At 26.8% G+C, this 26,469-nt stretch carries 23 protein-coding genes; 18 read left to right on the forward strand and 5 right to left on the reverse strand.

Features of this window, described 5'->3' with window-relative positions; all coding sequences use genetic code 11:
* Positions 1-72 precede the first annotated feature (72 nt).
* Positions 73-2,487, forward strand: coding sequence for a transglycosylase domain-containing protein (locus H8891_RS03650; protein ID WP_187005230.1), 2,415 nt, complete (start codon positions 73-75; stop codon positions 2,485-2,487).
* Positions 2,488-2,528: 41 nt separating this feature from the next.
* Here H8891_RS03650 and H8891_RS03655 read toward each other — a convergent pair whose 3' ends face one another.
* Together H8891_RS03655 and H8891_RS03660 are read right to left on the reverse strand one after the other, a co-directional pair.
* Positions 2,529-3,503 (reverse strand): calcium/sodium antiporter, encoded by a 975-nt coding sequence (locus tag H8891_RS03655; RefSeq protein WP_187005231.1) that lies wholly within the window; start codon positions 3,501-3,503, stop codon positions 2,529-2,531.
* A 226-nt stretch (positions 3,504-3,729) separates the two neighbouring features.
* A complete protein-coding gene (locus H8891_RS03660) occupies positions 3,730-4,665 on the reverse strand; it encodes a magnesium transporter CorA family protein (protein ID WP_147544901.1) in 936 nt (311 codons plus the stop codon).
* Between the two features lie 381 nt (positions 4,666-5,046).
* On the opposite strand from H8891_RS03660, the gene H8891_RS03665 reads away from it, so the two are divergent.
* The 10 genes from H8891_RS03665 (at position 5,047) to rbr (ending at position 13,730) form a co-directional block, all read left to right on the forward strand.
* Positions 5,047-6,177, forward strand: a complete 1,131-nt coding sequence (locus H8891_RS03665; protein ID WP_187005232.1) for an aldo/keto reductase — start codon at positions 5,047-5,049, stop codon at positions 6,175-6,177.
* 201 nt (positions 6,178-6,378) lie between these two features.
* The gene (locus tag H8891_RS03670) at positions 6,379-6,879 is read left to right on the forward strand and encodes a QueT transporter family protein (protein ID WP_187005233.1); all 501 of its coding nucleotides are present in this window, start codon (positions 6,379-6,381) and stop codon (positions 6,877-6,879) included.
* A 23-nt stretch (positions 6,880-6,902) separates the two neighbouring features.
* A complete protein-coding gene (locus tag H8891_RS03675; RefSeq protein WP_187005234.1) occupies positions 6,903-7,778 on the forward strand; it encodes a metallophosphoesterase in 876 nt (291 codons plus the stop codon).
* 172 nt (positions 7,779-7,950) lie between these two features.
* Complete coding sequence (locus H8891_RS03680) at positions 7,951-8,382, forward strand: rhodanese-like domain-containing protein (RefSeq protein ID WP_187005235.1); 432 nt, start codon at positions 7,951-7,953, stop codon at positions 8,380-8,382.
* A 77-nt stretch (positions 8,383-8,459) separates the two neighbouring features.
* On the forward strand, positions 8,460-9,671 hold the full coding sequence (locus tag H8891_RS03685) for an ABC transporter substrate-binding protein (protein ID WP_187005236.1): 1,212 nt from the start codon (positions 8,460-8,462) through the stop codon (positions 9,669-9,671).
* Entirely contained in the window at positions 9,664-10,521 is an 858-nt protein-coding gene (locus H8891_RS03690) for an ABC transporter permease (protein ID WP_187005237.1), read from the forward strand. Before H8891_RS03685 ends, H8891_RS03690 begins: the two co-directional genes overlap by 8 nt.
* Positions 10,522-10,529: 8 nt before the next feature.
* The gene (locus tag H8891_RS03695; protein WP_187005238.1) at positions 10,530-11,333 is read left to right on the forward strand and encodes an ABC transporter permease; all 804 of its coding nucleotides are present in this window, start codon (positions 10,530-10,532) and stop codon (positions 11,331-11,333) included.
* A complete protein-coding gene (locus H8891_RS03700) occupies positions 11,320-12,345 on the forward strand; it encodes an ABC transporter ATP-binding protein (protein ID WP_187005239.1) in 1,026 nt (341 codons plus the stop codon). Before H8891_RS03695 ends, H8891_RS03700 begins: the two co-directional genes overlap by 14 nt.
* Before the next feature lie 45 nt (positions 12,346-12,390).
* Positions 12,391-13,002: an NUDIX hydrolase gene (locus H8891_RS03705; RefSeq protein WP_147544882.1), complete on the forward strand. Its 612-nt coding sequence runs from the start codon at positions 12,391-12,393 to the stop codon at positions 13,000-13,002.
* Between the two features lie 191 nt (positions 13,003-13,193).
* The gene (rbr, locus tag H8891_RS03710) at positions 13,194-13,730 is read left to right on the forward strand and encodes a rubrerythrin (RefSeq protein ID WP_147544880.1); all 537 of its coding nucleotides are present in this window, start codon (positions 13,194-13,196) and stop codon (positions 13,728-13,730) included.
* A gap of 122 nt (positions 13,731-13,852) precedes the next feature.
* Here rbr and H8891_RS03715 read toward each other — a convergent pair whose 3' ends face one another.
* Complete coding sequence (locus H8891_RS03715) at positions 13,853-15,253, reverse strand: MATE family efflux transporter (RefSeq protein WP_187005240.1); 1,401 nt, start codon at positions 15,251-15,253, stop codon at positions 13,853-13,855.
* 275 nt (positions 15,254-15,528) lie between these two features.
* On the opposite strand from H8891_RS03715, the gene H8891_RS03720 reads away from it, so the two are divergent.
* The 3 genes from H8891_RS03720 (at position 15,529) to H8891_RS03730 (ending at position 17,565) form a co-directional block, all read left to right on the forward strand.
* Positions 15,529-16,242: a DUF975 family protein gene (locus H8891_RS03720; RefSeq protein WP_187005241.1), complete on the forward strand. Its 714-nt coding sequence runs from the start codon at positions 15,529-15,531 to the stop codon at positions 16,240-16,242.
* Positions 16,243-16,269: 27 nt separating this feature from the next.
* Positions 16,270-17,190 carry a ribonuclease Z gene (locus H8891_RS03725; protein WP_187005242.1) on the forward strand — a complete coding sequence of 307 codons (921 nt, stop codon included), beginning with the start codon at positions 16,270-16,272 and terminating at the stop codon, positions 17,188-17,190.
* Between the two features lie 78 nt (positions 17,191-17,268).
* Positions 17,269-17,565 carry a rhodanese-like domain-containing protein gene (locus tag H8891_RS03730; protein WP_147544871.1) on the forward strand — a complete coding sequence of 99 codons (297 nt, stop codon included), beginning with the start codon at positions 17,269-17,271 and terminating at the stop codon, positions 17,563-17,565.
* Between the two features lie 34 nt (positions 17,566-17,599).
* Here the strand turns inward: H8891_RS03730 and H8891_RS03735 are convergent, their stop codons facing one another.
* The gene (locus tag H8891_RS03735) at positions 17,600-18,178 is read right to left on the reverse strand and encodes a GNAT family N-acetyltransferase (RefSeq protein ID WP_187005243.1); all 579 of its coding nucleotides are present in this window, start codon (positions 18,176-18,178) and stop codon (positions 17,600-17,602) included.
* A gap of 225 nt (positions 18,179-18,403) precedes the next feature.
* Here H8891_RS03735 and H8891_RS03740 point away from each other — a divergent pair, with 225 nt between their 5' ends.
* The 3 genes from H8891_RS03740 to H8891_RS03750 all read left to right on the forward strand — a co-directional run bounded on the left by H8891_RS03740 (position 18,404) and on the right by H8891_RS03750 (position 23,710).
* Complete coding sequence (locus H8891_RS03740) at positions 18,404-20,197, forward strand: aminopeptidase P family N-terminal domain-containing protein (protein WP_187005956.1); 1,794 nt, start codon at positions 18,404-18,406, stop codon at positions 20,195-20,197.
* 242 nt (positions 20,198-20,439) lie between these two features.
* Positions 20,440-22,230, forward strand: a complete 1,791-nt coding sequence (locus H8891_RS03745; RefSeq protein ID WP_187005244.1) for an aminopeptidase P family protein — start codon at positions 20,440-20,442, stop codon at positions 22,228-22,230.
* 82 nt (positions 22,231-22,312) lie between these two features.
* Positions 22,313-23,710 carry a peptide MFS transporter gene (locus H8891_RS03750; protein ID WP_147544863.1) on the forward strand — a complete coding sequence of 466 codons (1,398 nt, stop codon included), beginning with the start codon at positions 22,313-22,315 and terminating at the stop codon, positions 23,708-23,710.
* 36 nt (positions 23,711-23,746) lie between these two features.
* Here the strand turns inward: H8891_RS03750 and H8891_RS03755 are convergent, their stop codons facing one another.
* A complete protein-coding gene (locus tag H8891_RS03755; RefSeq protein WP_187005245.1) occupies positions 23,747-24,916 on the reverse strand; it encodes a helix-turn-helix domain-containing protein in 1,170 nt (389 codons plus the stop codon).
* A gap of 213 nt (positions 24,917-25,129) precedes the next feature.
* Between H8891_RS03755 and H8891_RS03760 the strand changes: the two genes are divergently transcribed.
* Positions 25,130-26,410, forward strand: coding sequence for a Gfo/Idh/MocA family protein (locus H8891_RS03760; RefSeq protein WP_187005246.1), 1,281 nt, complete (start codon positions 25,130-25,132; stop codon positions 26,408-26,410).
* Positions 26,411-26,469: the final 59 nt, after the last annotated feature.

Here is a 26,469-nt window from a genome sequence, read left to right on the forward strand (position 1 = left end):
TAAATAATATGTTTTATATTATAGGGTTAAAAACCCATATTAAAACTTAAGATGGGGGGCAATAACAAAAATATGAGTGACAAGAAAAAGAAAAAAAGTAGCCTAATTAAAAAAATAGCAACAACTTTTTTAGTTTTATTTGGATGTGGAGTGGCAGCTGTAAGTATATTTATTATAGGTATACTAATTAATACTCCAGATGTAGATCCAAAAAATATGATATTTTCAGAAAACTCTATCATATATGATTCAAATAAAAAAATAACAGAAAAGACTCAAGGTGAAGAATCTAGATATGTAGTAAAAGATGCAAATGAGATGCCACAAAATATGAAAAATGCAGTTCTTGCTATAGAAGATCATACTTTTTATGAACATGGTGGTATAAATCTTAAAAGAACAATTGGTGCGGTCGTACAAAATTTTAAATTAGGATATAAGGCACAGGGTGCTAGTACAATTACACAACAATTAGCTAAAAATTTATATTTAACTAATGAAAAGACTTATAAAAGAAAAATAAAAGAACTTTACTATGCACTTAAGTTAGAAAAATCTTTAAGTAAAGATGAAATATTATTGGCTTATTTAAATACAATGTCTTTAGGACAAGGTACTAGGGGTGTAAAAGCTGCAGCAGCTAAATATTTTGATAAAGATATATCTGAATTAAATTTAGCAGAATGTGCTCTGTTAGCAGGTATAACTAAATATCCAAGTAAATATGCTGCATATAAGACATCACCATTAACACTAGCTGATGACATTGAAAATGCTCAAATAATAATATATCCACAAGACTATGTTCCAACTGATGATGATATGAAAATGTATAAAAAATTATTAGAAGATGGAAAAATTGATAGTCTTACGTATGATGCATTAAAAAAAGGAAGAAATGTAATATACAAAGCTGAATTTAATAGCGAATCTAAAAAAAGACAAGAAGTTGTACTGTCTAGGATGTTAGAACTTGGATATATAACAAAGAGTGAATATGATGATGCGATAAAACAAGAAATAAAAATAAAATTAGGTGATAAGGTAGATAATAAAAATTCTTCATACTTTAATACTTTAGTTAAAAAAGATGTTATAAAAGCTTTAATAAAAGAAGGATACACTAAAGATGAAGCAGAAGATATGTTATACAATGGAGGTCTTAGAATATACTCAACGATAGACTCTTCTATGCAAGATTTAGTTGAAAAAGAATACAATGATGATTCAAATTTCCCAGGAACATATAGGGATGAACATGGTAATTTACAACCTCAATCTGCTATGGTTATTATGGATAATAATAATGGTCAAATTAAAGCTATGATAGGTGGACGTGGTATAGGTGGAGATAGTTTATATAATAGAGCTATAAAACCAAGACAACCAGGGTCATCTATAAAGCCACTTGCAGTTTATTTACCACTTATGGAAAAGTTAGGTATGACACCACAGTCTTTAATGAATGATGCTCCTATACCAAATTACTTTGGGAAAGGAAAACCAGGTCCTAAAAATGCAGGGGGATCATATCATGGAAGAGTAGGAATGAGTGAAGCACTTAAGCATTCATATAATGCTGCAGTAGTTCAAGGCGCAGCAATGCTAGGAAATAATGAAAAAGAAGCTATGGAAGTGGTTCAAAAAGCATTAAAGGATGTAGGTATAACAACTGCTAAAGAAGCTAGACACTATTCGGCAACACTTGGAGGTATGGATACAGGTGTTTCTCCACTTGAAATGACAGCTGCATATGCTACTATAGCAAATGGTGGCGTGTATGTAGAACCTATAACATTTACTAAAATAGAATTATCAAATGGTGATGTATTACTTGAAAATAAACCTGAAAAGAAAAGAGTTTACTCACAAAATACAGCTTATTATATGACTAAAATGTTAGAAGGTGCAGTTAATAGTGGAACAGGAAAATCAGCTAGAATGTCTAATATGGCAGTAGCAGGTAAAACAGGAACAACTAATAGGAATTTTGATGCATGGTTCTGTGGATTTACACCATACTACACAGCATCAGTTTGGATAGGAAATGATAGAAATCAATCACTAGCAAAAGGAAGTCAAATAGCGGCGGCTTTATGGAAGGATGTTATGAATCCTATACATAGTGATTTAGACGGAAGAAGTTTTGATAAAGTAGGACCATTTTCAGGAGTTGATGTTAATTATAGTCAGGGAATGAGTGCAAGTCCAAAGCCTGAAGAATCAAAACCTGAAGAAGAACAACCTACAGAACAAACTGAGCAAAATCAACCGGAAACACCAGAACAACCATCAGAAACGCCAGAGCAGCAACAACCAATAACGCCGGAAACGCCATCAGAAACACCTGAACAACAACCGCCGGCAACACAACCACCAGCAACACAGCCACCGGCAACACAACCACCAGTAACACAGCCGCCGGCAACACAACCACCGGCAACGCAACAACCATCAACAGAACAGCAAGCAGTGCCAGCTGCTTAAATAAAAAGATATAGGATAAAATCCTATATCTTTTTATTTAACTAATTTTTAAATATAACTAAAATCATATAAGCTATATAAGCTATTATCAATATGATTCCTTCAAACTTATTTATATCTTTTTTTCTAATTGAGAAGATATAAGTAATTATTGTGACAATTATCATTATAAATATATCTAAAAAGAGATTATTATCTATAGATATAGGATTAATTACAGATGATATACCAAGTATGAATAAAATATTAAATATGTTAGATCCTATGACGTTTCCTAAAGCTATATCACTTTCACCTTTACTAGCAGCTACTACAGAAGTTACAAATTCAGGTAATGATGTTCCTATAGATACTATAGTTATACCAATAATTTTTTCGCTTACTCCAAAATTAAGAGCTATTATAGAAGAGCAGTCAACAACTAACTTACCACCAATTACTATACCTAATATTCCAACCACGGAAAAAACAACAGATTTAGATAAAGGCATAGTAGACTTATAAATATTAGTATCATAATTATTATTAGAATTTAAGGCTTCATTTTTAGAATTTAGAGAAACCTCTAATAAGTAATACATAAATATACAAAAGAACATTAAAAATACTAATCCATCACCAGTTGACAATATAGAATTTTGTGTTTGCTGAAAAATTAAATCATCAGATAAAACTAATAATAAAATTGATGATAATACGAGAAAAGGAAATTCCTTTATAAGTATAGACTTTTTTACAGATAAAGGTTTTATAAAAGCTGACATACCTGCCACACATAAAAGGTTAAATATATTAGAGCCGATAATATTTCCAAGTGCAATCTCGTTTTGACCTTGAATTGATGCTGTAATACTAACAGCTGCTTCAGGAGCGCTAGTTCCAAAAGCAACTATAGTAAGACCTATAACTAAAGATGGTATTTTAAGTGATGTAGCTATACTAGATGAACCATCAACAAAATAATCTGCCCCTTTTACTAAAAATAAAAAACCAAGTAGTAAGAATAAATAAACCATACAATATCTCCTTTTAATTTAAAGTATAAATAAAAAAGACCTTCTAAATGAGTAGAAAATTTCTACTCATTTAGAAGGTCTTGCTAACAAGATAAATCTTGCTAATTAACCGAGTGATAAACACTGATATGACGATTAATTAACACCAATGTGTAAGCTACTCCCCTTCTAGGGAATTTAGTTTTATAATTTAATTATATGTAAATTTTGTAAAAAGTCAACTAAACTATAATAATTTATTTCTAGACATGATAAATGTAAGTATTAAACACATAACACATGTAATTACGATGACTATCCAAAATCCACTTGGATGAGTTGAAAAAGGCAAACCTTCAACATTCATACCAAAAAAACCTGATACAATGGTTGGTATTGACATTATAAGTGTAATAGATGTTAAAAATTGCATAACTGTATTTTGGTTATTACTAACTATAGCACTAAATGCATCCATTATCCTACTTAAAATGTCACCATATATAGTAGCCATTTCTAAGGCCTGTTTATTTTCTATAATAACATCTTCAAGTAAATCCTCATCTTCTGAATATTTTTTTATAGACTCAGTTCTAAGCATTTTATTAAGAACAAGTTCATTGGCTTTTAAGGATGTAGAAAAATATATAAGGGATTTTTCTAATTCTAAAAGTTGAACTAATTCTTTATTTTTCATAGATTTATAAATTTCTTTTTCTATAGCTATCGTCATTTTATTTATTCTTCTAAGATAATGAAGATAATAACTGGCATTTTTATAAAGTATTTGAAGAATAAATCTAGTTTTTTTGTAAGTGAAAAAATTCTTAACATGCCCTACTATAAAATCATTTAATATTTTAGTTTGAGCTGTACAAACAGTAACTATGGTATTATCTAAAATTATTATACCTAATGGAATAGTAGAGTAATGCGCAGATGAAGCATCACTTTCGTCTATTGGAATATCTATAAGTATTAATATATGATTATCTTCAATATCAATTCTTGAACGTTCCTCTTCATCAAGTGCTGCTTTAATACTTTCTATATCTAAATTAAGATTAGCAGACACTTCAAGTATCTCAGATGTAGTAGGTTCAACTAAATTAACCCAACAACCATTTTCAAATGATTTTAATTTCTCTAATTTAGAGTCAATTGTTTTGTAGTATCTTATCATTTGATCACTCCTTTATTCAGTTTTAAAAGCAATCACTTAAGTATTATCTACATAATTGCTTAAACATATAATTGAATAAAGGTATTTAAGCAATTATTAAGTTATACTAAGTGATTTAACAAACAAACATATCCGCAATGGAATACTGTCCATTTTTAATATCACTCCTTTTATTTATAATTAGTAAAAAAGACCACATCGGCATTACTGCTTAAGCGGTCATGTAATTAAATAATATCATAAATTGAGTTTTAATACAACAAAATACTACATTAAATTTATTAAATATTAAAAATATAAATGCAGCAAACAATAATTAATACATCTAAATAAAAATTTTAGTATATAATTTAATTATAGTAAGTTTAGGAGGGGATAGATATGCAGTATAGAAAATTTGGAAATACAAATGAAGAAATATCAATATTAGGATTTGGATGTATGAGATTTCCTCAAATAGATAATGAAATTGATGCAGAGGAAACTACAAAGATGATTAGATATGCAATTGATAATGGACTTAATTATATAGACACAGCATATCCATATCATAATGGAGAAAGTGAAATAGTAGTAGGTAAAATATTAAAACATGGATATAGAGAAAAAGTTAAATTAGCTACTAAATTACCATCTTGGAATATAACTTCAAGAGAGGATATGGATAATTATTTAAATAAACAATTAGAAAAATTACAAACTGATTATATAGATTTTTATTTAATTCATGCTTTAGATGAAAAGCTTTGGCAAAATTTAGTTAAAAATAATATATTTGAATTTCTAGATGATATAAAAAGAAGTGGAAAAGTTAAATATTTAGGTTTTTCATTTCATGATAAATATAATGTATTTGAAAAAATAGTAGATTCATATGATTGGGATTTTACACAAATACAATATAACTATATAGATGAAGATTATCAAGCAGGGACAAAAGGAATTGAATATGCTCATAAAAAAGGAATGGGAATTATAATAATGGAGCCTCTTCGTGGTGGAAAGTTAGTAAATAACTTATCAGATGAAATAAAAGAAATAATAGATAAAGCAAAACCTAAGAAAACTCCAGCTGAATGGGCATTTAAGTTTTTATATGATAAAGAAGAAATAGGAATAGTTCTTAGTGGTATGTCTACCATGGAACAAGTAGTAGAAAATCTTAAAATTTGTGATGAACATGGAAAATCAAATTCTATCACTGAAAATGAAAAAAAGATTTTAATGGATCTAAAAAATGCTTTTAAATCTAAGATAAAAGTAAATTGCACAGCCTGTAAATACTGTCTTCCATGTCCTATGGGAGTAAATATCCCAAGTTGCTTTGAAGCACTAAATAATGCTAGTATGTTTAATGAAATAGAATATGTTAAAAATAATATGTATAAGTATATAATAAATGAAAAAAGCGATGCTTCTAAATGTGTAGGATGCGGAAAATGTGAAGCTGTATGTCCTCAGCACATAAAAATAATAGAAATGTTAAAAGAAGTAAATGAAACTTTTAATTAATTATAGTTAGTTGAAAAAAATAAAATTATTTGATAATATATAAATTACTTTAAAACTTAAAAAGACAGTTCGAAAGCCTCCTGTCTTTAAATAAAACTATGGTTAAGTCTTAAAATGTAGTATTTTATATTATTATTTTGATGTAAAACCGTAGTTTTTTTCTACGGTTTTTTAAATTTTAAGACAATAAGGAGAATATATATGACTAAAAATACGAAGAAGATAGTTACTACAGCATTAGTTGCAGCTATATATGCAACTTTAACTTTAGTTTTAGGTGCCATAAGTTATGGACCGATACAGTTTAGAATATCAGAAATTATGGTATTACTTCCGTTTATAAGAAAGGATTATATATGGGGACTTACTATAGGTTGTTTTTTAGCTAATATAATAGGTCCATATGGAGCTCCAGATATAATACTTGGAACAACTGCAACATTTTTAAGTGTATATGCAGTTTATTTAACTAGTAAAATAATGAAAGGAAATAAATATGCATTACTAGTAGCATCATTTTGGCCAACAGTTATAAATGCAATTATAATAGGAGCTATGTTAAATATATTCGTTGGAATGCCACTTATATTAGCAATGTTACAAGTAGGATTTGGTCAATTTGTAGTTATAACTATAATAGCTGTACCACTATATAAATCATTAGAAAAAAAGTATTTTAAATTATTAGAAAATGCATTTTAATATAAATTTAGAGAGGGAATAGTATGTTTACTCAATTTTTGATAGGCTCAACTATAGTTTTAGGAAGTGCTTTACTTTATAAATATGAAACTGAAACTTTAGAAACAACAAGGTATGAAGTTAAAAATAGTAAAATACCAAAAGAGTTTGATAATTTTAAAATAGTTCAAGTAAGTGATCTTCACAATAAAAGTTTTGGTAAAAATAATAAAAAACTATTAAATAAAATTGAAAATGAAAATCCAGATATAGTAGTTATAACTGGAGATTTAGTTGAAGGTGATAATAAAAACTTTCATGTAGCTTTAAATTTTATTGATGAATTAGCTAAAAAGCATAAGGTTTATCACATAATAGGTAATCATGAACAAAAATCTTTAATTAAAAAATATAAAAATGAATATAAAGATTATTTTAAAGAATTAGATAAAAAACCTATTATAAACTTAAACAATGAGAAGGTTACTTTAAATAAGGGTAATTCAAAGATAAACGTTTATGGATTTATAGTTCCTTTAGATTATTATCCTTATTTCTTTAAAAATTATAAAAATAGGAAAAAAAGGCTCGGATGTGAATTTATAGATACTTCTTTAGGTAAGTTAGATAAATCTGATTATAATTTAATGCTTGCGCATACTCCATTTTTCTTTGATGATTATGAAAATTATGGAGCGGATTTAGTTTTGTCAGGGCATGTACATGGTGGTATAATAAGGCTGCCTTTAATAGGTGGAGTACTTTCTCCTAATAGAGAATTTTTTCCGAAATATGATTTTGGTAAATATGAAAAAAATGATACTACAATGATATTAAGTAAAGGCTTAGGTGGCTCGAAAGTATTGATAAGATTTAATTGTAAACCAGAAATAGTAAGTATAACTTTAAAATGTAATTAAATCCATTAGCTTAGGCTAATGGATTTTTTTATTTATTATAGAATATATCTATAATAGTTATGTTATATATAGGAATTTTCAATACAAATGCTTGTATAAATTTGGTATAATTGATTGTGAAATTAAGAAATTTACAAATATTTGTAAAAAGACATAAAAGGGGAGTATATATATGAAATTTACTAAAAAATCTAAAATCTTTACTATGGGTATTGTACTAGCTTTAACTATAAGTAGTCTAGTTGGATGTTCTTCAAAAGAAAAATCTAATGAAGAAAACAAAGCAGCTAGTGGTTATGAAAATATAAATGCTAAAGAGACAGAAGATTTATTAGCTAGTGGGGATGACATAGTAGTTGTAGATGTTAGAAGTAAAGATGAGTATGATATGGGGCATATTGATAGAGCTATGCATATAGACTATAATGAGTTTAATGATAATTTAAGCAAATTAGATGACTATAAAGATAAAACAGTTTTACTTTATTGTAAAACTGGAAATAGGAGTGAAAAAGCTGCAAAAATATTAGAAAAGAACGGATTTAAAAAAGTTTACAATGCTGAAGATGGCGTTGAAGAACATGATTATAAATTAGTTAAATAAAATATAACCTCCTAGCTTAATAAATTTTGGCTGGGAGGTTATATTATTTATAATAAAAACAACAAAGGAGGATTGACATGAAAAAAATTATTGCCTTGGTAATAACAATGTCACTTGTATTTTTAGTAGGATGTAATAACAGCAATAGTAGTAAAAAATCAGAAGATGCAATTTTAAGTAAAAGTTATGAAGAAATAGCACAAAGTGCTAAAGGAACTACTGTTAATTTTTACGGATGGGGAGGAAATGAAGTTTTAAATAAGTGGTTTGACAATTATGTTGTACCTAATATGAAAGAAAAATATAATATAACTGTTAAAAGAGTAGGTATGGATATAGATACTATACTTAATAAATTAATATCAGAAAAGCAAGCTCAAAATTCTAAAGGAACTATAGATGTAGTTTGGTTAAATGGAGAAAATTTTAAAACAGCAAAAGATAATAAACTTTTATTTGGTCCATTTTTAGAAAAAATAGTAAATTATGATAAATATGTAGATAAAAATTCTAAAGATATAACTACGGATTTCGGAACACCTGTAGATAATATGGAAGCACCTTGGGGGAAAGCAACATTTACTGTAGTAAAGGATTCAGCTAAAGTAAATTCAAATATAGTAAATACTAGTTCTTTAAAAGAAGCTATAATTAATAATCCAGGTAAATTTACATATCCTGCACCTCCAGATTTTACAGGTAGTGCTTTTGTAAGAAATATAATTTACGATATAGTAGGTTATGAAAAAGTAGCTAATTTACCAGAAGATGAAGCTAAAGTTAAAGAGGTTATAAAGCCTGCTATGGATTACTTAAATGAAATAAAACCTTATTTATGGAATAAAGGGAAAACTTATCCTGCAAATACACCACAATTAAATAATATGTATTCAGATAATGAAGTTTACTTTACTATGAGTTATTCACCTAATGAAGTTGCAGGTAAAATTAAGTCAGGTGAATTTAGCAAAACTAGTGAATTTATAAACTTTGATAAAGGGAATATATCTAATACTCATTTCTTAGCTATACCTGAAAATGCACAAAATAAAGAAGGAGCTATGGTATTGATAAATTACCTAACAAGTATAGATGCTCAAGCTTCTAAAAGTAATCCTAAAAACTGGGGTGATATGACTATATTAGATTTAAACAAAGTACCTAGTGAAGATAGATCTAAATTTTATGCTCCAGTAAAGATTAAAAATCCAGTACCAGAGATAAAAGCTAGTTTAGTTCCTATAATAGAGAAAATTTGGATGGATGAGGTAGCTAATAAGAATGAATAAGTTAAAGCCATATTTACTTATAGCACCTGCAACTTTATTAATGATTTTCATAATGGGTATAGGAATAATGACTTGTATATCTCAAAGTTTAGGATATTTTCCACAAATAGGATTAGAAGATATAACATTAAATTATTATAAAACTATACTAAATAATAAGCAGTTTTTAGATTCTTTATTTTTAAGTTTAAAGACATCTTTAATATCTTCTATAATAGCTGTTATTGCAGGTGTAGTGTTAGCTTATTTCATGTCTAAAGATAGATTCTCAAAATTTAGATATTTTTTATTAAATTTACCAATAATAGTGCCACACATAGTAGTGGTACTATTAATTTTTGCTATATTTTCAAAAACTGGTATATTGTCTAGAGTATTATATAATTTGAATATAATAAAAGACTCTAGTGAATTTATAAGCTTGGTAAATGATAAAAATGGAATAGGTATAATGCTTGTGTATATATATAAAGGTATACCATTTATTGCTATGACAACGTTTAACATTTTAAAAAGTATAGATAATAAATTAGAAGAAGTATCAAAAAATTTAGGATCAAATAAATATCAAACATTTAGATTTATAATACTTCCTCAGATAATGCCTACTATACTTTCATCATTTATAATAATATTTGCATTTTCTTTTGGATCTTTTGAAGTACCCTATTTGATAGGAGCAACAAATCCGAAAGCACTTCCAGTTAATGCATATATAAGCTATATTAGTTTGGACTTAAATCAAAGACCAATAGCTATGGCTATGAATACTATATTAGCTAGCATAAGTTTTGTACTTTTAATTATTTATGATTATATATTCAAAAAATTATATAAATACAAATCATAGGTGAAGTTATGAATAAAAATTTAAGAAGATTAATAACAAATATCATTTTATTATCATTAATACTACCACTTTCGATACTTTTTATATGGGCGATAACATCTTCTTGGGTATTTCCTGAAATTATACCTGTTAACTTTTCTATAAGAGGATTTGAATATATATTAAGCTTTGAAAATATAAAGATATTATTAAATAGCTTATTAATATCGTTAGCAGTAGTAGTATTGACTATAATAATAAGTATACCAGCAGCTAAAGCTATAGCATTATATGAGTTTAGAGGGAAAAAATTAGTTGAATTATTGATTTTATCTCCAATAATAATTCCTATGATAGCTGTAGCTATGGGAATACAATTAACCTTTATAAGACTTGGCATGGCAAACACTGTATTTGGGGTTATAATTATAAATATATTACCATGCTTACCGTATGGAATAACGATAATAACTGATGTATATAAAATAATAGGAAACAAATATGAAATACAAGCAAGTATGCTAGGAGCTAATAAGGTAGATATATTAAGGCATGTAACATTTCCTTTAATATTACCTGGAATAATAGGAGCATCTAGTATGTGTTTTATTATTTCTTTTAGTCAGTATTTTTTAACATTAATAATAGGTGGAGGTAGTGTAATAACTTATCCACTAGTAATGTTTCCATATATTCAAAGTGGAGATAGAACACTATCATCTCTATATAGTATAGTGTTTATTATAATAAGTTTGGTTATAGTTGTATTGATGGAAAAATCACTAGAGAGTTATTACTTAAAAGATAAGGAGAAAAAAAATGTCATCAGTTAAAATTGTTAACTTGACGAAGAGTTTTAATAATATAGAGATACTTAAAAATATAAATATTGATATAAATCAAGGAGAATTTGTAACACTTTTAGGGAAATCAGGATGCGGAAAGAGTACAACTTTAAAGTTAATAGCAGGACTTGTAAATCCTGATAGTGGAGATATATTATTTGATGAAAAATCAGTTTTAAATACAAAAACTCAAAATAGGGAAGCAGTAATAGTATTTCAAGACTATTCATTATTTCCACATATGAATGTGTTTGAGAATATAGAGTTTGGTCTTAAAATAAAAAAAATAAATAAAAATACTAGAAAAAATAAAGTTAAAGAACTTTTAAATTTAGTTAAATTAGAAGATTTTGAAAAAAAATATCCAAGTCAACTTTCAGGGGGACAAAAACAAAGGGTTGCCATTGCTAGAACATTAGCTGTAAATCCTAAGATATTATTGCTTGATGAACCTTTTTCGAGTTTAGATATAAATTTAAGAAGCGAAATGAGAGAATTTGTATTAAACCTACAAAAAAGTTTAAATATAACTACTATATTGGTTACTCATGATAAAGAAGAAGCTTTAATGATGAGTGATAAGATAGCTGTTATGATAAATGGAGAAATAGCACAATTTGATACACCTAAAAATTTATATGAAAAACCAATATCAAAAGAAGTTGCAAATATATTTGGCCAAAGAAATTATATAAATGGAAATATAATTGATGGAATATATAAATCCGATTTAATAAGTATAGATTTAAATAATAATGAAAATGAGAAAAATATAGAGTTCATGATATCAAAAGAAGATATTAATATACACAACTTTAATCATATAGAAGGATTAGAAGCTAAGGTATTAAAAAAAGTATATGCAGGAGATATCACTTATTATGATGTTTCTATTAATGATACTTTAATAAAAATAAGTTCTAATAATAGTTTATATGAAGTAGGAGAAGATGTAAAAATAACAATAAATCCTAAAAATGCAGTTTACTTTAAAAAATAAACATATATAATTATAGGTAAATTAATACTTAAAGAGGTTGATATTATGAAAGATAATAAAATCAAAGATCTAAAACCACTTGCACAAACTAAGTTTTTAAGTATTTATGATGCAAGATATGAAAATAAGATAGGAAATGAAAAACATTGGATGATAGCTTCTAGAAAAGGATATGATATTTTATCTGACAAATATTTTAATAACAAGAAAGATGAAATAGATGCTGTTGTGATAGCTGCTTTTCATAAAGAAAGCAAAAGTCTAGTGTTAGTTAAACAATTTAGAGTACCTTTAAATGATTATGTTTATGAGCTTCCTGCAGGTTTAGTTGATAATAATGAAAAAGCAGAATTAGCAGTAAAAAGAGAATTAAAAGAAGAAACTGGTCTTAAAGTTTTAGAAATTAATAAAAAATTGGGTAATAAACAACTGTACTTATCTCCTGGTATGACGGAAGAAAGCGCAAGTTTAGTTTATTGCACTTGTGAAGGTGAATTAAGTACTAAATACCTTGAAGAAGATGAAGATATAACACCTATGTTAGTTAATAAAGAGGAAGCAAAAAAATTAATTAATGAAGATATAAAAATAGACATTAAAGCATTTATGACTTTACAAAGTTTTGCTTTATTTGGAGAGGATTTTTTCGAATTATAAAATTTGTTTGATTATTTAAAATAGATTTTATTTTTCGATATTCAAAAATAAACATAAAATACAGAAAATAACAATAATGTAGTAAGAAAGCTTACTATATTGACGGGGTATATTTGATAGTATATAATACCGTATATATAGGGATAAAAAAGCACTGCCCAATAAATATCTTTAATATTTGGAGGATTAGTATGGACATAAAGGGAACAAAAACAGAAGTAAACCTAATGAATGCATTTGCAGGAGAGTCCGAAGCTAGAAATAAATATACTTACTACGCTTTAAAAGCTAGAAAAGAAGGTTATAATAAAATAGCTGATTTCTTTGAAGAAACTGCACATAATGAAATGGCACATGCTAAAATGTGGTTTAAATTACTTCATGATGGGATTGGAACAACAGAAGAAAATTTAAAAGATGCAGCGGCTGGCGAACATTATGAATGGACAACTATGTATGAAAAGTTTGCAAAAGAAGCTGAAGAAGAAGGTTTTGATCATATAGCATTTTTATTAAGAGAAGTTGGAGCTATAGAAAAGTACCACCAAGAAAGATATAGTGAATTACTTGAAACTTTACAAGCTGATAAATTTTTAAAAAAAGAAGAAGTAGTAGAGTGGAGATGTCAAAACTGTGGATATATACATAAAGGAAATGAAGCTTTAGACGTATGTCCAGTATGTGCTCATCCAAAAGCATTTTTCGAAATAAAAGCTGACAAATTTTAATATATAAATAAAATTGATTGATATATACTTATTATAGTGAGAAGAAAATATACATATAGAAAATATAAATATCTCTTAATTTAAAATTAAGAGATATTTATATTTAAAAATAGTATTAAAAATTAATCAGATTTAGTTGAAGCAAATTCAGTTTCTAGAATTTTATTATGCGAAATATCAACTTTATCATTAATACTAACAACCGCCTTGTTTTTCCAATATCCTTTTTTGTAATAAATACCAGTAACTATCAATCCAACGAACCAACCTATAGGTATACCCATCCATATTCCATTTACTCCATAAAAAGAAGCTAGTAAATATGAAGCAGGTATTCTGGCTATCCACAGAGAAATCATAGAACTTATCATAGCAAATATTGAGGCACCAGCACCACGTATAGCACTAGTTAACATAAATGAAGTTCCTATAAAAACGAAAAATGGTCCTATAGTAAGTAAGTATCTAGATCCGATAGCAACAACTTCTAAATCTTTATTAAAAAGTTTTATTAAATTTTCTTTAAATAAGAAAAATATTACTATAACTAATATTGATATAGACAAAGCCATAATAATTGAAGATTTAACACCTTTTTTTACTCTTTCAACTTTTCCAGCTCCCATATTTTGTGCAACGAAAGTAGATACTGCACTACCTAAATTCATTATAGGAAGTGATATAAATGTTTCTATTTTAGATCCTGCACCAAATGCAGCCATAGCAGCAGTTCCATAGCTATTAACTAATGATTGTAGTGTTATATTACCTACAGAGAAAAGTGTTTGTTGAATTGCTGAAGGTAATCCAAGTTTTAGTCCAGTTTTAAAAATTTCAGAATCATACTTTAAATTTTTAATTTTTATTTTTAAAACATCATGGTTTTTATTAAGATAGACAACACTAAATATAAAAGCTACTGCTTGAGCAATTATGGTAGCTAATGCAACTCCATTTACACCCAAGTTAAAATATATTATAAAAACTATATCTAAAATTATATTTAAAATAGTGGATATTATAAGAAAATATAAAGGATTTGTAGAATCTCCAAGACCCCTTAATATTGCACAAACAGAATTGTATCCAGTAGAAAACAAAGTACCTGCAAAGATTATTATTAAATATCCTTTAGATAATTCAAATATTTCATTAGGTGTGTTCATGATTTTAAGAATATTTTCGCTAAAACAAACTCCTATTAAAGTTATAAAAAATGAAGCTATAAATATAAATATATAGGTTGTATCTATGGTGGCTTTAACTTTGGAAATATTTTTAGATCCATAATATTGTGATATTAATATGGAAAATCCCAATGTTATACCCATTAAAAATGAAGTTAATAAAAACATTATAGGATTTGCACCAGATACGGCAGCCATTGCATCTTTACCAACAAACCTTCCTACAATTACGCTGTCAGCAGTGTTATAAAGTTGTTGAAATAAACTACCAATTAGCATGGGGAGTGCAAAGTTAAATATGCATTTACTTTCACTTCCAACTGTTAAATCTTTCATTAAAACCTCACCTCGTTTTATTGGTTTGAAAAACAAGTTATTAATAGTATATTAGTAAAAATTTAGAATATTCTCTATAAGTAAGGGAGAAAATAATTTTAATTCGATATAGATAAAATAATTTTAAAATGTACTTTAAGTGAAAAAATTTTGACTATTTGTAAAAAAATAACAATTTAAAAAAAGATAAGTAGATAAAAAGTAAAATATATAATATAATTTAAATACACACTAAAATTATAAGGACAATATATTTTACAGGGGAGGAAAAGGTTTTGGAGACAGCTAAACTAAAAAACTTGGCAAAATCACAGATGAAAGGTAAAACTAGTATATTAATATTTTCGAACTTAATATTTAGTATACTTACAATGATTATACCTATAATACAACTAATATCTAATAATGAATTAAATTCTATTACAAAGTTTATAATGATGACAATAGTTCAACCATTATTTCTAGGTATAGCATATATTCACTACAACTGTACTATAGAAGGACGTAATGTAGGCATATTAGATTTATTTTATGGTTATAAAGTTAAATTATTTCGCCAAGGTATAGTATATATAGTTAGAACTTTTATAACATATTTAATGACTTCATCTTTAGTAACTTTAACTACTACTATAATTATGATAATTAAGCCAAATCAAGCATTAATTCCAATAATAATGGCTATTATAATATTTATACCATCATTTATATTACAAACTTATCTTTCTCAAATATATTATATAATGGTATGTAATGAAGAATTAAAAGGAACTGAAGTTTTACGAGACAGTATGCTTATGATGAGAGGAAGATTAGGAGAGTATATTATTTTGACTTTGAGTTTTATACCTTGGTTAATATTAGATATATTTACATTTAAATTAGCATCTATATGGATTAATCCATATAAAAATCAGACATTAGCAAATTATCATCACATAGTAAAAAATGCATACTATAGTGATAGCAATAAAAATATTATAGCATAAATTAAAATATTAAAGAGGCGATATATTATGATAGATATAAAATTATTAGGATGTGGTGGAGGTATGCCAATTCCTGATAGATATCTTTCATCACTACTTATAAATTACAGAGGAAGAAAAATACTTATAGACTGTGGTGAGGGTACTCAAGTTTCTATGAAAATAGCGAACTCTGGATTTAAGTCAATAGACTATATATGTATAACTCATATACATGGAGATCATATAATAGGACTTCCTGGTATATTATCAACTATAGGTAATAGTGGAAGGTTAGAACCATTAACTATAATAGGTCCAGTTGGAATAAAAGAAGCTGTAGAAGTCTTTAGAGTTATAGTAAAAGAACTTCCATATGAAATAAAAATTATAGAAGCACCTAAAGAAGACATAATAGTAAATAATAATTATATAAGTAAAGATATAATAATATCTACTGTAGAAGTAGATCATTCATCACCATGCATAGCTTATAGTTTTTATATAAAAAGAAAAGCTAAATTTGATATAAATAAAGCTATTTCAAATGATGTACCTAAAATTCTTTGGAGTAAACTTCAAAATGGTAGAGATATAAAATTAGATGGCAAATTATATACAAAAGATATGGTAATGGGACAGCCTAGAAAGGGTATAAAAATAAGTTTTGTAACAGATACAAGACCTAATGATGATATTATAAAATTTGTTGATAATAGTGATTTATTAATATGTGAAGGAATGTATGGAGATGATAATGATATAGAAAAAGCTATTAAAAATAAGCATATGATTTTTAGGGAAAGCGCTAATATTGCAAAAAATGCAAATGTAGAAACTTTAGTATTAACTCATTTTAGTCCTATAATAAAAGATCCTAATATCTATATTGATAATGCTACAGATATATTTGAAAATACTATAATAGGAACAGACAGAATGGGATTTAACTTGAAATTTAAGGAGTAGTAATTATTACTACTCTTTTTAGTTTTATTAAATTAATTTATGGGTATATAAAAATTATATACATTATGGAGGAAAATTATGAATTATATAAATATAGATAATGAAAAATTAAAAGAAATGATAAATGAGAAAGATACGTTATTAATAGATATAAGAACAAAAGAAGAATTTGATGAAAAAAATATAGATGGAGCTATAAATATACCTCTACAAAACTTGATGCAGGATATAGATGAGATTATAGATTACAAAGATAAAAGTGTTATAATTTATTGCAGAAGTGGCCATAGAAGTATAATTGCGTGTAATTTACTTGAAATGGAAGGTTTTAAACATATATATAATTTGGAAAAAGGAATTATAGAATATAAATAAAATTGATATTAAATAATTAAAAAATGACTAAAGATTATAATAAATCTTTAGTCATTTTTTTTGTTTTAGAATTAATTAATGAAAATCCTAAGGTTTTATAATAGTTAACAAGCTTATCATTATTAGCATGAAGACAAATTCTATTATAGCCTTCTTCTTTTGCTAATTTATAAGCAGTATTTAATAATTTTTCAGACAATCCAATACCTCTAAATTTTTTTAGTAAAGCTATATTAGATATATAATAATCATTTTGTGAACATTCTTTATAGAATAAATATAAAAAAGTATTAAAAGTAAATAAGATTTTATGGCATATAGATTTTTCATATTGAATTAACTGTAAATCTGCTATAAGTGTTTCTTTTTTTATACGCTTTCCTCCTAAAGAAAGTAATATACCACAAAACTCATTATTATATTTACAAACCAATATATTATCTAATTTAAATCTACAATTATTTAAGTTTAAGAGCTTTTTTAATTTTTCTTTTTGTTCAATTTCACTACCATATCCCCATTCATAAGTAGGATTAGGTTCTGTAGAATATATTAAATTTATTATTTTTTCAATATCTTCAGATTTTGCTTTTTTTATTATATAATCATCCAAAATTTCAATCCTTTCAAATATATTTATACTATTATATCTTTTTGACAATTAAATTTCACTATAAATAAAAAAATTATATATATTAAAAAATTAGTTTGGAATTTGTTGAAAACGATATCTCAAAGTGGTAAAATTTATACAAACAAATAAATAACAAATTGTTAGATACAACTTAAGAAATATTTAATTCCATTTAAAAATATCAAATATAATTGGGGAGGATTTATTATGATAAAAGAAAGATTATCCATGCTTAGAAAGTATATGAATGAAAAAAATATAGATGCATATATAATACCATCTTCAGACAATCATCAAAGTGAGTATGTTGGAGATTACTTTAAATGCAGAGAATTTATATCAGGATTTACAGGTTCTGCAGGTACTGTAGTAGTAACTATGGAAGAAGCAGGTCTATGGACTGATGGAAGATACTTTATACAAGCAGAAAATGAATTAAAAGGAAGTACTATAAAGTTATTTAAGATGGGAGAAGAAGGGGTACCCACTACTGATGAATACTTATATAACAATATAAAAGAAGGTGGAGTATTAGGTTTTGATGGTAGAGTTATCTGTGCAAAAGAAGGTTCAAATTTAGAAGATAAATTAGCACAAAAAAATATAAAAATAGTTTATGAATATGATTTAGTTGGAAAGGTATGGGAAGATAGACCTTCTCTATCAACTGAAAAAGCATTTTTACTAGATGTAAAATTTGCAGGAGAAACATTTAGCTCAAAATTAGAAAGACTTAGAAATGCCATGAGAGAGAAAAATGTAACAGCTCATGTTATAACAACTCTTGATGATATAGCTTGGTTATTTAACATAAGAGGTGGAGATGTTAAATTCAATCCAGTAGTTTTATCTTATGCATTAATAACTTTAGATAAAGTCTATTTATTTGTAGATGAAACTAAGTTAAATGAAGAAATATTAAATGAATTAAATAAAGAAGATGTATGCATAAAACCATATAATGATATTTATGAATTTATAAAAACTTTAGACAAAGATGAAAAGATACTATTAGATTCAACAAAAATAAACTATGCTATATTAAATAACATACCTAATGAAGTTATTAAAGTAGATGAATTTAACCCAACTATGTTTATGAAAGCTCAAAAAAATAAGGTTGAGTTAGAAAATATAAGAAACAGTCATATAAAAGATGGTGTAGCTTTTACTAAGTTTATGTACTGGTTAAAAAATAATGTTGGTAAGATAGAAATATCTGAGTTAAGCGCATCTAAGAAATTAGAAGATTTAAGAAGAGAACAAGATGGATTTATAGAACCAAGCTTTGGAACTATAGCAGGATATAGAGAACATGCTGCTATGATGCACTATAGTGCAACACCTGAAACAGATTATAAATTAGAACCAAGAGATTTATTCTTAATAGATTCAGGTGGACAGTATTATGATGGAACTACAGATATAACTAGAACTATGGCATTAGGTGAAGTTAATGATGAACTTAAAAAACATTTTACAGCTGTAGTTAGAGGTATGATAAACTTATCAATGGCTAAGTTTTTACATGGGGTAAGAGGATATAACTTAGATATATTAGCAAGAAGACCGATGTGGAATATGGGAATAGATTATAAGTGTGGAACAGGTCATGGTATAGGATTTTTATTAAATGTCCATGAAGCTCCAAATGGATTTAGATGGAGAATAGTTCCTGAAAGATTTGATAGTGCAGTACTTGAAGAAGGAATGGTAACAACTAATGAACCAGGTATATACATAGAAGGTTCTCATGGTATAAGAGTGGAAAATGAATTATTTGTTAGAAAAGCAGAGAAAAATGAATATGGTCAATTTATGGAATTTGAAGTTGTTACATTGGCTCCAATAGATTTAGATATTATAGATGTGAAAGAAATGAATAGAGAAGAAAGAGAATATTTAAATTGTTATCATAAGTTGGTTTATGATAAAATATCACCATTCTTAACTATTGAAGAAAAAGAATGGTTAAAAGAATATACTAGAGAGATATAACATAAAATATTTAATTTAAATAGGTATATAATTTGTATAAATTATATACCTATTTTTTATTTGATTTATTATAAAATCTCTTGAACAATAACAAAAAAATCAAGTAAATTTTCTCTATTTAATAAAAATTTTAAAAAATAAGAAAAATAATACGAATATATTGAAAACGATCTCATGAAATGATAAGATATAATTGAATAAAAAGTGTAAAAAGATTATGTAGAATAATAAGGGGGCTTATTATGTTAAGGGGAAATTTGGAGAAATTAAGAAATTGTATGAAAGAATATGGTATAGATGCATATATAATACCATCTTCAGATAGTCACCAAAGTGAATATGTAGGAGAGTATTTTAAATCTAGAGCTTATATATCAGGATTTACAGGTTCTGCAGGAACTTTACTAGTAACTATGGAAGAAGCAGGACTTTGGACGGATGGAAGATATTTTATACAAGCTGAAAATCAATTAAAAAACACAGGTATTAAGCTATTTAAAATGGGAGAAGAAGGGGTACCTACTACAAAAGAATATTTATGTGATAAAATGGCTAATAACTCTACCTTAGGATTTGATGGTAGGTTAATATCTGCAAATGAAGGAAAAGCACTACAAGAAGCTTTAAAAGATAAAAACATAAATATAAAATATGAATATGATTTAGTTGATAAAGTTTGGGAATATAGACCATTACTATCAACAGAAAAAGCTTTTTTACTAGATGAAAAATATGCAGGAGAAACATTTAGTTCAAAACTTATAAGACTTAGAAATGAAATGAAGATTAAAGGTGCTACAACTCATATTATAACAACTCTTGATGATATAGCTTGGTTATTCAATATAAGAGGAAGAGATGTTAAATATACTCCAGTTGTTCTTTCGTATTCATTAATAACTATGGATAAAGTTTATTTATTTATAGATGATAATAAATTAAATGACGAAATAATAAGTGAGTTAAATAAAGAGAATGTTATAATAAAGCCTTACAATGATATATATGAATTTGTTAAAACTATAGATGAAAAAGAAAATGTATTATTAGATGATGAAAAGGTTAACTATTCAATATATAATAATTTACCAAATGAAGTTAAAAAGATAAATGGACTTAATCCAACTATGAACTTTAAAGCAGTAAAAAATAGTATTGAACTAGAAAATATAAGAAACAGCCACTTAAAAGATGGGATAGCTTTTACTAAGTTTATGTATTGGTTAAAAAATAGTGTAGGTAAAGTAGAGATATCTGAAATAAGTGCAGCTGAAAAATTAGAAAGTTTAAGACGTGAACAAGATGGATTTATAGAACCAAGTTTTGCTACGATAGCAGGATATAAAGAACATGCTGCTATGATGCACTATAGTGCGACACCTGAAACAGATTATAAGTTAGAACCAAGTGATTTATTTTTAATAGACTCAGGTGGGCAATATTTTGATGGTACAACAGATATAACTAGAACTATAGCGTTAGGAGAAATTAGTGATGAGTTAAAAAAACATTTTACAGCTGTAGTTAGAGGTATGATAAATTTATCAATGGCAAAATTCTTATATGGAGTTAAAGGATATAATTTAGATATATTAGCAAGAAGACCAATGTGGAATTTAGGAATAGATTATAAATGTGGTACAGGACATGGGGTAGGATTTTTAGGAACAATACATGAATCACCTAATGGGTTTAGATGGAGAATAGTTCCTCAAAGATTAGAAACAGCAACTCTTGAAGAAGGAATGGTAACAACTAATGAACCAGGTATATATATAGAAGGTTCTCATGGAATAAGAATAGAAAATGAACTTATAACAAAAAAAGCAGAGAAAAATGAATATGGGCAATTCATGGAATTTGAAGTTGTGACATTTGCACCAATAGACATAGATGCAATAGATGTAAATGAGTTAAATAGAGAAGAAAGAGATTACTTAAATAACTATCATAAATTAGTTTATGATAAAGTGTCACCTTTCTTAACTAAAGAAGAGTGTGATTGGTTAAAGGAATATACTAGAGAAATTTAATCTAAGGGTATACTAAAGTAGCTTTGTATATGCAAAGCTACTTTAATATAAAACTAAATATTATTTAAGGGGGACTTGATAAATGTCAAAAACAACATCTGCACCTACAAAGCATCCTAAAGGATTATATGTTTGTGGGTTAACATTTACGTTTGAAAGATTCGCATACTATGGATCTAAAACGTTATTATTACTATTCTTATCGTACTCAATATCTCAGGGTGGGTTAGGAATAAACAACGCCGATGCAGCAGCTATAGCAGCAAACCTAGCAGCATTCACTTACTTAGCACCAATATTTGGTGGTATGATATGTGATAGATGGATAGGAGCTAGATATTGTGTAATTATAGGATCAGTTATAATGGCAGCAGGATATGCATTAGGTTATTTTGCAACAAGTGTAATGTGGGTTCATGCAATGATAATTTTAATATCAATAGGTACTGGTTTCTTTAAAGGAAATTTAAATGCGTTAGTTGGGGAATTATACGATGATAATACTAGAAAAGATGCAGCCTTTTCTTTATTATATACATTTGTTAACTTAGGATCATTTATAGGATCATTAACTATAGGTATATTATATACTAAAACTTTTGCAGTTATAGAAAATGGACAAGTTATTGAATATGGATTTAGACAATGTTTCATGTTAGCTGCAATAGTTACGTTACTTGGCGGATTATTATTTACTTGCACTATGAAATTCTTAGGAGAAGCTGGTAAATATCCTCAAAAAATGCTTGATAAACAAGCTGGTGACACTAAAGGAGAAAAATCACCAGATAGACCTTTAACTAAGAAAGAAAAAGACAGAGTAAAAGTAATATTCATATTATCATTCTTCTCAATTTTCTTCTGGGTATTTTATAACCAAGCAGGTTCTTCATTAACTTTATATATGAAAGATTATGTAAACATGCATGTAGGAAGCTTTGAGATACCTGTAATGTGGATAGAAACTGCATTAAATGGATTTTTATGTGTAGTTTTAGGACCAATAATGGCAGCTATATGGACTATGTTATCTAAAAGAGAAAAAGGTGACTTAAGTATGGCTCAAAAAATAGCACTAGGATATGTATTTTTAGCAGTAGCATTTGGATTTGTAATAGCTGCTGAACTTTCAAGAGGAGTAGGAGCACCTTCTACTGTAAAAACTAGTGTTATTTGGTTAATGTTATTCGTTTTATTCCAAACTATAGGAGAAATGTGTTTCTCACCATTAGGTAACTCACTAGTAAGTAAAATAGCACCAGCTAAATATTTATCTTTACTTATGGGGGTTTGGGCATGTGCTACTTTCTTTGCAAATAAAGCAGCTGGATATGTTCAAATGATAATAGAGAAAATGGGACTTATGCAAACATTCATTTCTATACCTGTAATATTAATAGTTGGTACTTTCATATTACTTGGATTCAATAAAAAGTTAACTGCTATGATAGGTAGTGATGATGAGGAAGCTACAGCTTAATGATATAAATTTAAAGACTAGGGTATTCCCTAGTCTTTAATAATTTTTGTTTATAGATCTTAAATATTCAGTAGGTGAAAATCCATAAACTTTTTTAAATTTATTTGAAAAATAATGTATAGAGTTAAATCCAAGTATCTCAGATATTTCGCTAATAGTATAATTAGATTCTTTTATAAGTTCTTTACTCTTTTTTAATTTTAAATCATTGATATATAGTTTAACTGTAGTATCTAAGTTCTTTTTAAATAACAAATGAAGTTTAGAACTACTTATATTAAATTTATCACAAATTGTTTTTATATCTAGGTAATCATATAAACTATCATTTATAAATTGTAATATATTATTTAAAAGAGTATCATCATAATATTGCTGAACTTTGTTAACAGGTTTTATTATTGTACTTTCAAAATCCATACTAAGAATTTTAAGAACCAACTCTTTTAAGTAACATATTGAAAGCTCATCACAGTAAAGATGAGTAGAATTAAGTTCTTTCATAAGTTTGCTTATTATAGTGTGGATTTCTTTAGTAGGGGAAAATACTTTATTAGAAATCAATGAAATATCGTTAAAATCCATATCAAAGCTTACAGTTAAATAAGAACAAGACTTTTTATTGTCTGTATACTGACTATGATAATCATTAGGAGAATAAAAAAATAAATCACCTTGAGATAATTTATATTCTACTCCATTAACTTTGGTATAAAGAATTCCCCTATCAACATAAGTAAGTTCCCAAAAGTCGTGTTTTTCTCCTTTAAATAAATAATTTATAGGTTTTTCTTGATAAAATTTAGTATAGATTTTATTTATAGAAAAAGTAGGAACTATTTCTTTATATGTATATGGTTGGCTTAAATTTATAGATTTTAAAAATGGATTTTCTCCAAATAAATCAACACTACAATTATTAGATATAGGTATAAAGTTATAATAAATACCTTTTTTAAGTTTTATTTTACTATTTAAAATAAATGATTCTATGTTACCGAAATTAGAATCATTAGAAACTAAAATAAGAACTACCCCACCTCTTAATTTAATATGCAAATCAGTATTTGAAAAATATAATTTATTAACTGACTTATTTAAAAGATCAAGTGATGATTTTTTTTCGCAAATAATTATATCATTAGGTAGGTCAGTTAAAATTGTTCCGTATTTTTCAAAAGATAAACAAGTAGTTTGTTTAAACAATGTATAATCCCCCTAAAACTATGAAATCTATTTCCTAATATTATTTTACAAAAAAATTTATTAAAAATCAAAAACTAATTACAATTTTAATCTAAATTCGATGTATAAAAGTATAAAACTTTTATACAAAAGTGCAAATACATATACTATATAAAGTATTAAAATATAATTAAACAAAGTATAGAGGGGTTAAATTCAAGGGGGTATTAATTAATGAAAAAGATTACAGTTGCAATAATTGGAGCTGGAGCAAGAGGTATGCATGCTTATGCACCATATTTTAAACAACATGAGGAGTTAGGAAAAGTAGTTGCTGTAGCAGAACCTCATGATATAAGAAGAGATATATGTGTTAAAGAACATAATATAGATTCTGAAAATGTATTTAAAACATGGGAAGAGTTATTAGAAAAAGATAGATTAGCAGATGCGATAATAATAGCTAATAATGATGAATCTCATTATGAACCGACTAAAATAGCTCTTGAAAAAGGGTATCATGTATTACTTGAAAAACCGATGTCAAATAAGTTAGAAGATATAGTAAAATTAGGAGAATTAGCAAAAAAATATCCTAACCAAGTATTTATGATATGTCATGTACTTAGATATACAACATTCTTCTCTAAATTAAAAGAAATAGTAGACAGTAAAGAATTAGGGGAACTAGTAAGTATACAACACAATGAAAATATAGGATACTGGCACTTTGCACATTCTTTTACTAGAGGAAACTGGAGAAATAGTGATGAGACAAGTCCATTAATATTAGCTAAGAGCTGTCATGATATGGATATATTACTATGGTTGACTGGAAAGAAATGTAACAATATATCAGCATTTGGACATTTAACTCATATGAGAGATGAAAATTTTAAAGAAGGTATGGCAGATAGATGTTTAGATTGTAAGGTTGAAGAGAAATGTCCATATTCTGCTAAAAAATTATACTTATCAGATAAACCTATATTTGCAAAGGTTGTACATCCAGTTCCAACTAAAGAAAATTTAGAAGAAGCTTTAAGAACAGGTCCATACGGAAGATGTGTATATAAGTGTGATAATAATGTAGTTGATCACATGGTAACTATACTTGAGTTTGAAGATGATATAACAGCTACATTTAATTTATCTGCATTTACTGAAGAATGCAACAGAACTATAAAGCTAATGTTTACTCATGGTGAAGTTGGAGGAAACCATGTTAAAAATACTATAGAAGTTAAAAAGTTTGAACAATTTGGTAAAAATACTATAGAAACTATAACACCAGAAGAAGTTGAAGGGGGCCATGGTGGAGGAGACTATGGAATAATGCAAGATTTTGTTAAGCTAGTAGCTGAAAATGGTGGAGAAGGTAGAACTAGTGCTACAAAATCTGTTGAAAGCCATATAATGGCATTTGCAGCTGAACACTCTAGGCTAAATAAAGAAGTAGTTAATATAGATAAGTTCTGGAATGAAGCTATCGAAAAATTGCAAGTTAAAGCTTAGAAAAAATCTTAATACACAAAATTGTAAAAAAAGTGGATAAAATTACAAATACAAATCAA

The organism is Paeniclostridium hominis, assembly GCF_014306135.1.
Lineage (GTDB): Bacteria > Bacillota > Clostridia > Peptostreptococcales > Peptostreptococcaceae > Paraclostridium > Paraclostridium hominis.

Bases quoted from the DNA above. Each gene is read 5' to 3' on its own strand.
- H8891_RS03650 (WP_187005230.1), top strand. From the start codon at position 73: ATGAGTGACAAGAAAAAGAAAAAAAGTAGCCTAATTAAAAAAATAGCA.
- H8891_RS03655 (WP_187005231.1), bottom strand. From the start codon at position 3,503: ATGGTTTATTTATTCTTACTACTTGGTTTTTTATTTTTAGTAAAAGGG.
- H8891_RS03660 (WP_147544901.1), bottom strand. From the start codon at position 4,665: ATGATAAGATACTACAAAACAATTGACTCTAAATTAGAGAAATTAAAA.
- H8891_RS03665 (WP_187005232.1), top strand. From the start codon at position 5,047: ATGCAGTATAGAAAATTTGGAAATACAAATGAAGAAATATCAATATTA.
- H8891_RS03670 (WP_187005233.1), top strand. From the start codon at position 6,379: ATGACTAAAAATACGAAGAAGATAGTTACTACAGCATTAGTTGCAGCT.
- H8891_RS03675 (WP_187005234.1), top strand. From the start codon at position 6,903: ATGTTTACTCAATTTTTGATAGGCTCAACTATAGTTTTAGGAAGTGCT.
- H8891_RS03680 (WP_187005235.1), top strand. From the start codon at position 7,951: ATGAAATTTACTAAAAAATCTAAAATCTTTACTATGGGTATTGTACTA.
- H8891_RS03685 (WP_187005236.1), top strand. From the start codon at position 8,460: ATGAAAAAAATTATTGCCTTGGTAATAACAATGTCACTTGTATTTTTA.
- H8891_RS03690 (WP_187005237.1), top strand. From the start codon at position 9,664: ATGAATAAGTTAAAGCCATATTTACTTATAGCACCTGCAACTTTATTA.
- H8891_RS03695 (WP_187005238.1), top strand. From the start codon at position 10,530: ATGAATAAAAATTTAAGAAGATTAATAACAAATATCATTTTATTATCA.
- H8891_RS03700 (WP_187005239.1), top strand. From the start codon at position 11,320: ATGTCATCAGTTAAAATTGTTAACTTGACGAAGAGTTTTAATAATATA.
- H8891_RS03705 (WP_147544882.1), top strand. From the start codon at position 12,391: ATGAAAGATAATAAAATCAAAGATCTAAAACCACTTGCACAAACTAAG.
- rbr (WP_147544880.1), top strand. From the start codon at position 13,194: ATGGACATAAAGGGAACAAAAACAGAAGTAAACCTAATGAATGCATTT.
- H8891_RS03715 (WP_187005240.1), bottom strand. From the start codon at position 15,253: ATGAAAGATTTAACAGTTGGAAGTGAAAGTAAATGCATATTTAACTTT.
- H8891_RS03725 (WP_187005242.1), top strand. From the start codon at position 16,270: ATGATAGATATAAAATTATTAGGATGTGGTGGAGGTATGCCAATTCCT.
- H8891_RS03730 (WP_147544871.1), top strand. From the start codon at position 17,269: ATGAATTATATAAATATAGATAATGAAAAATTAAAAGAAATGATAAAT.
- H8891_RS03745 (WP_187005244.1), top strand. From the start codon at position 20,440: ATGTTAAGGGGAAATTTGGAGAAATTAAGAAATTGTATGAAAGAATAT.
- H8891_RS03750 (WP_147544863.1), top strand. From the start codon at position 22,313: ATGTCAAAAACAACATCTGCACCTACAAAGCATCCTAAAGGATTATAT.
- H8891_RS03760 (WP_187005246.1), top strand. From the start codon at position 25,130: ATGAAAAAGATTACAGTTGCAATAATTGGAGCTGGAGCAAGAGGTATG.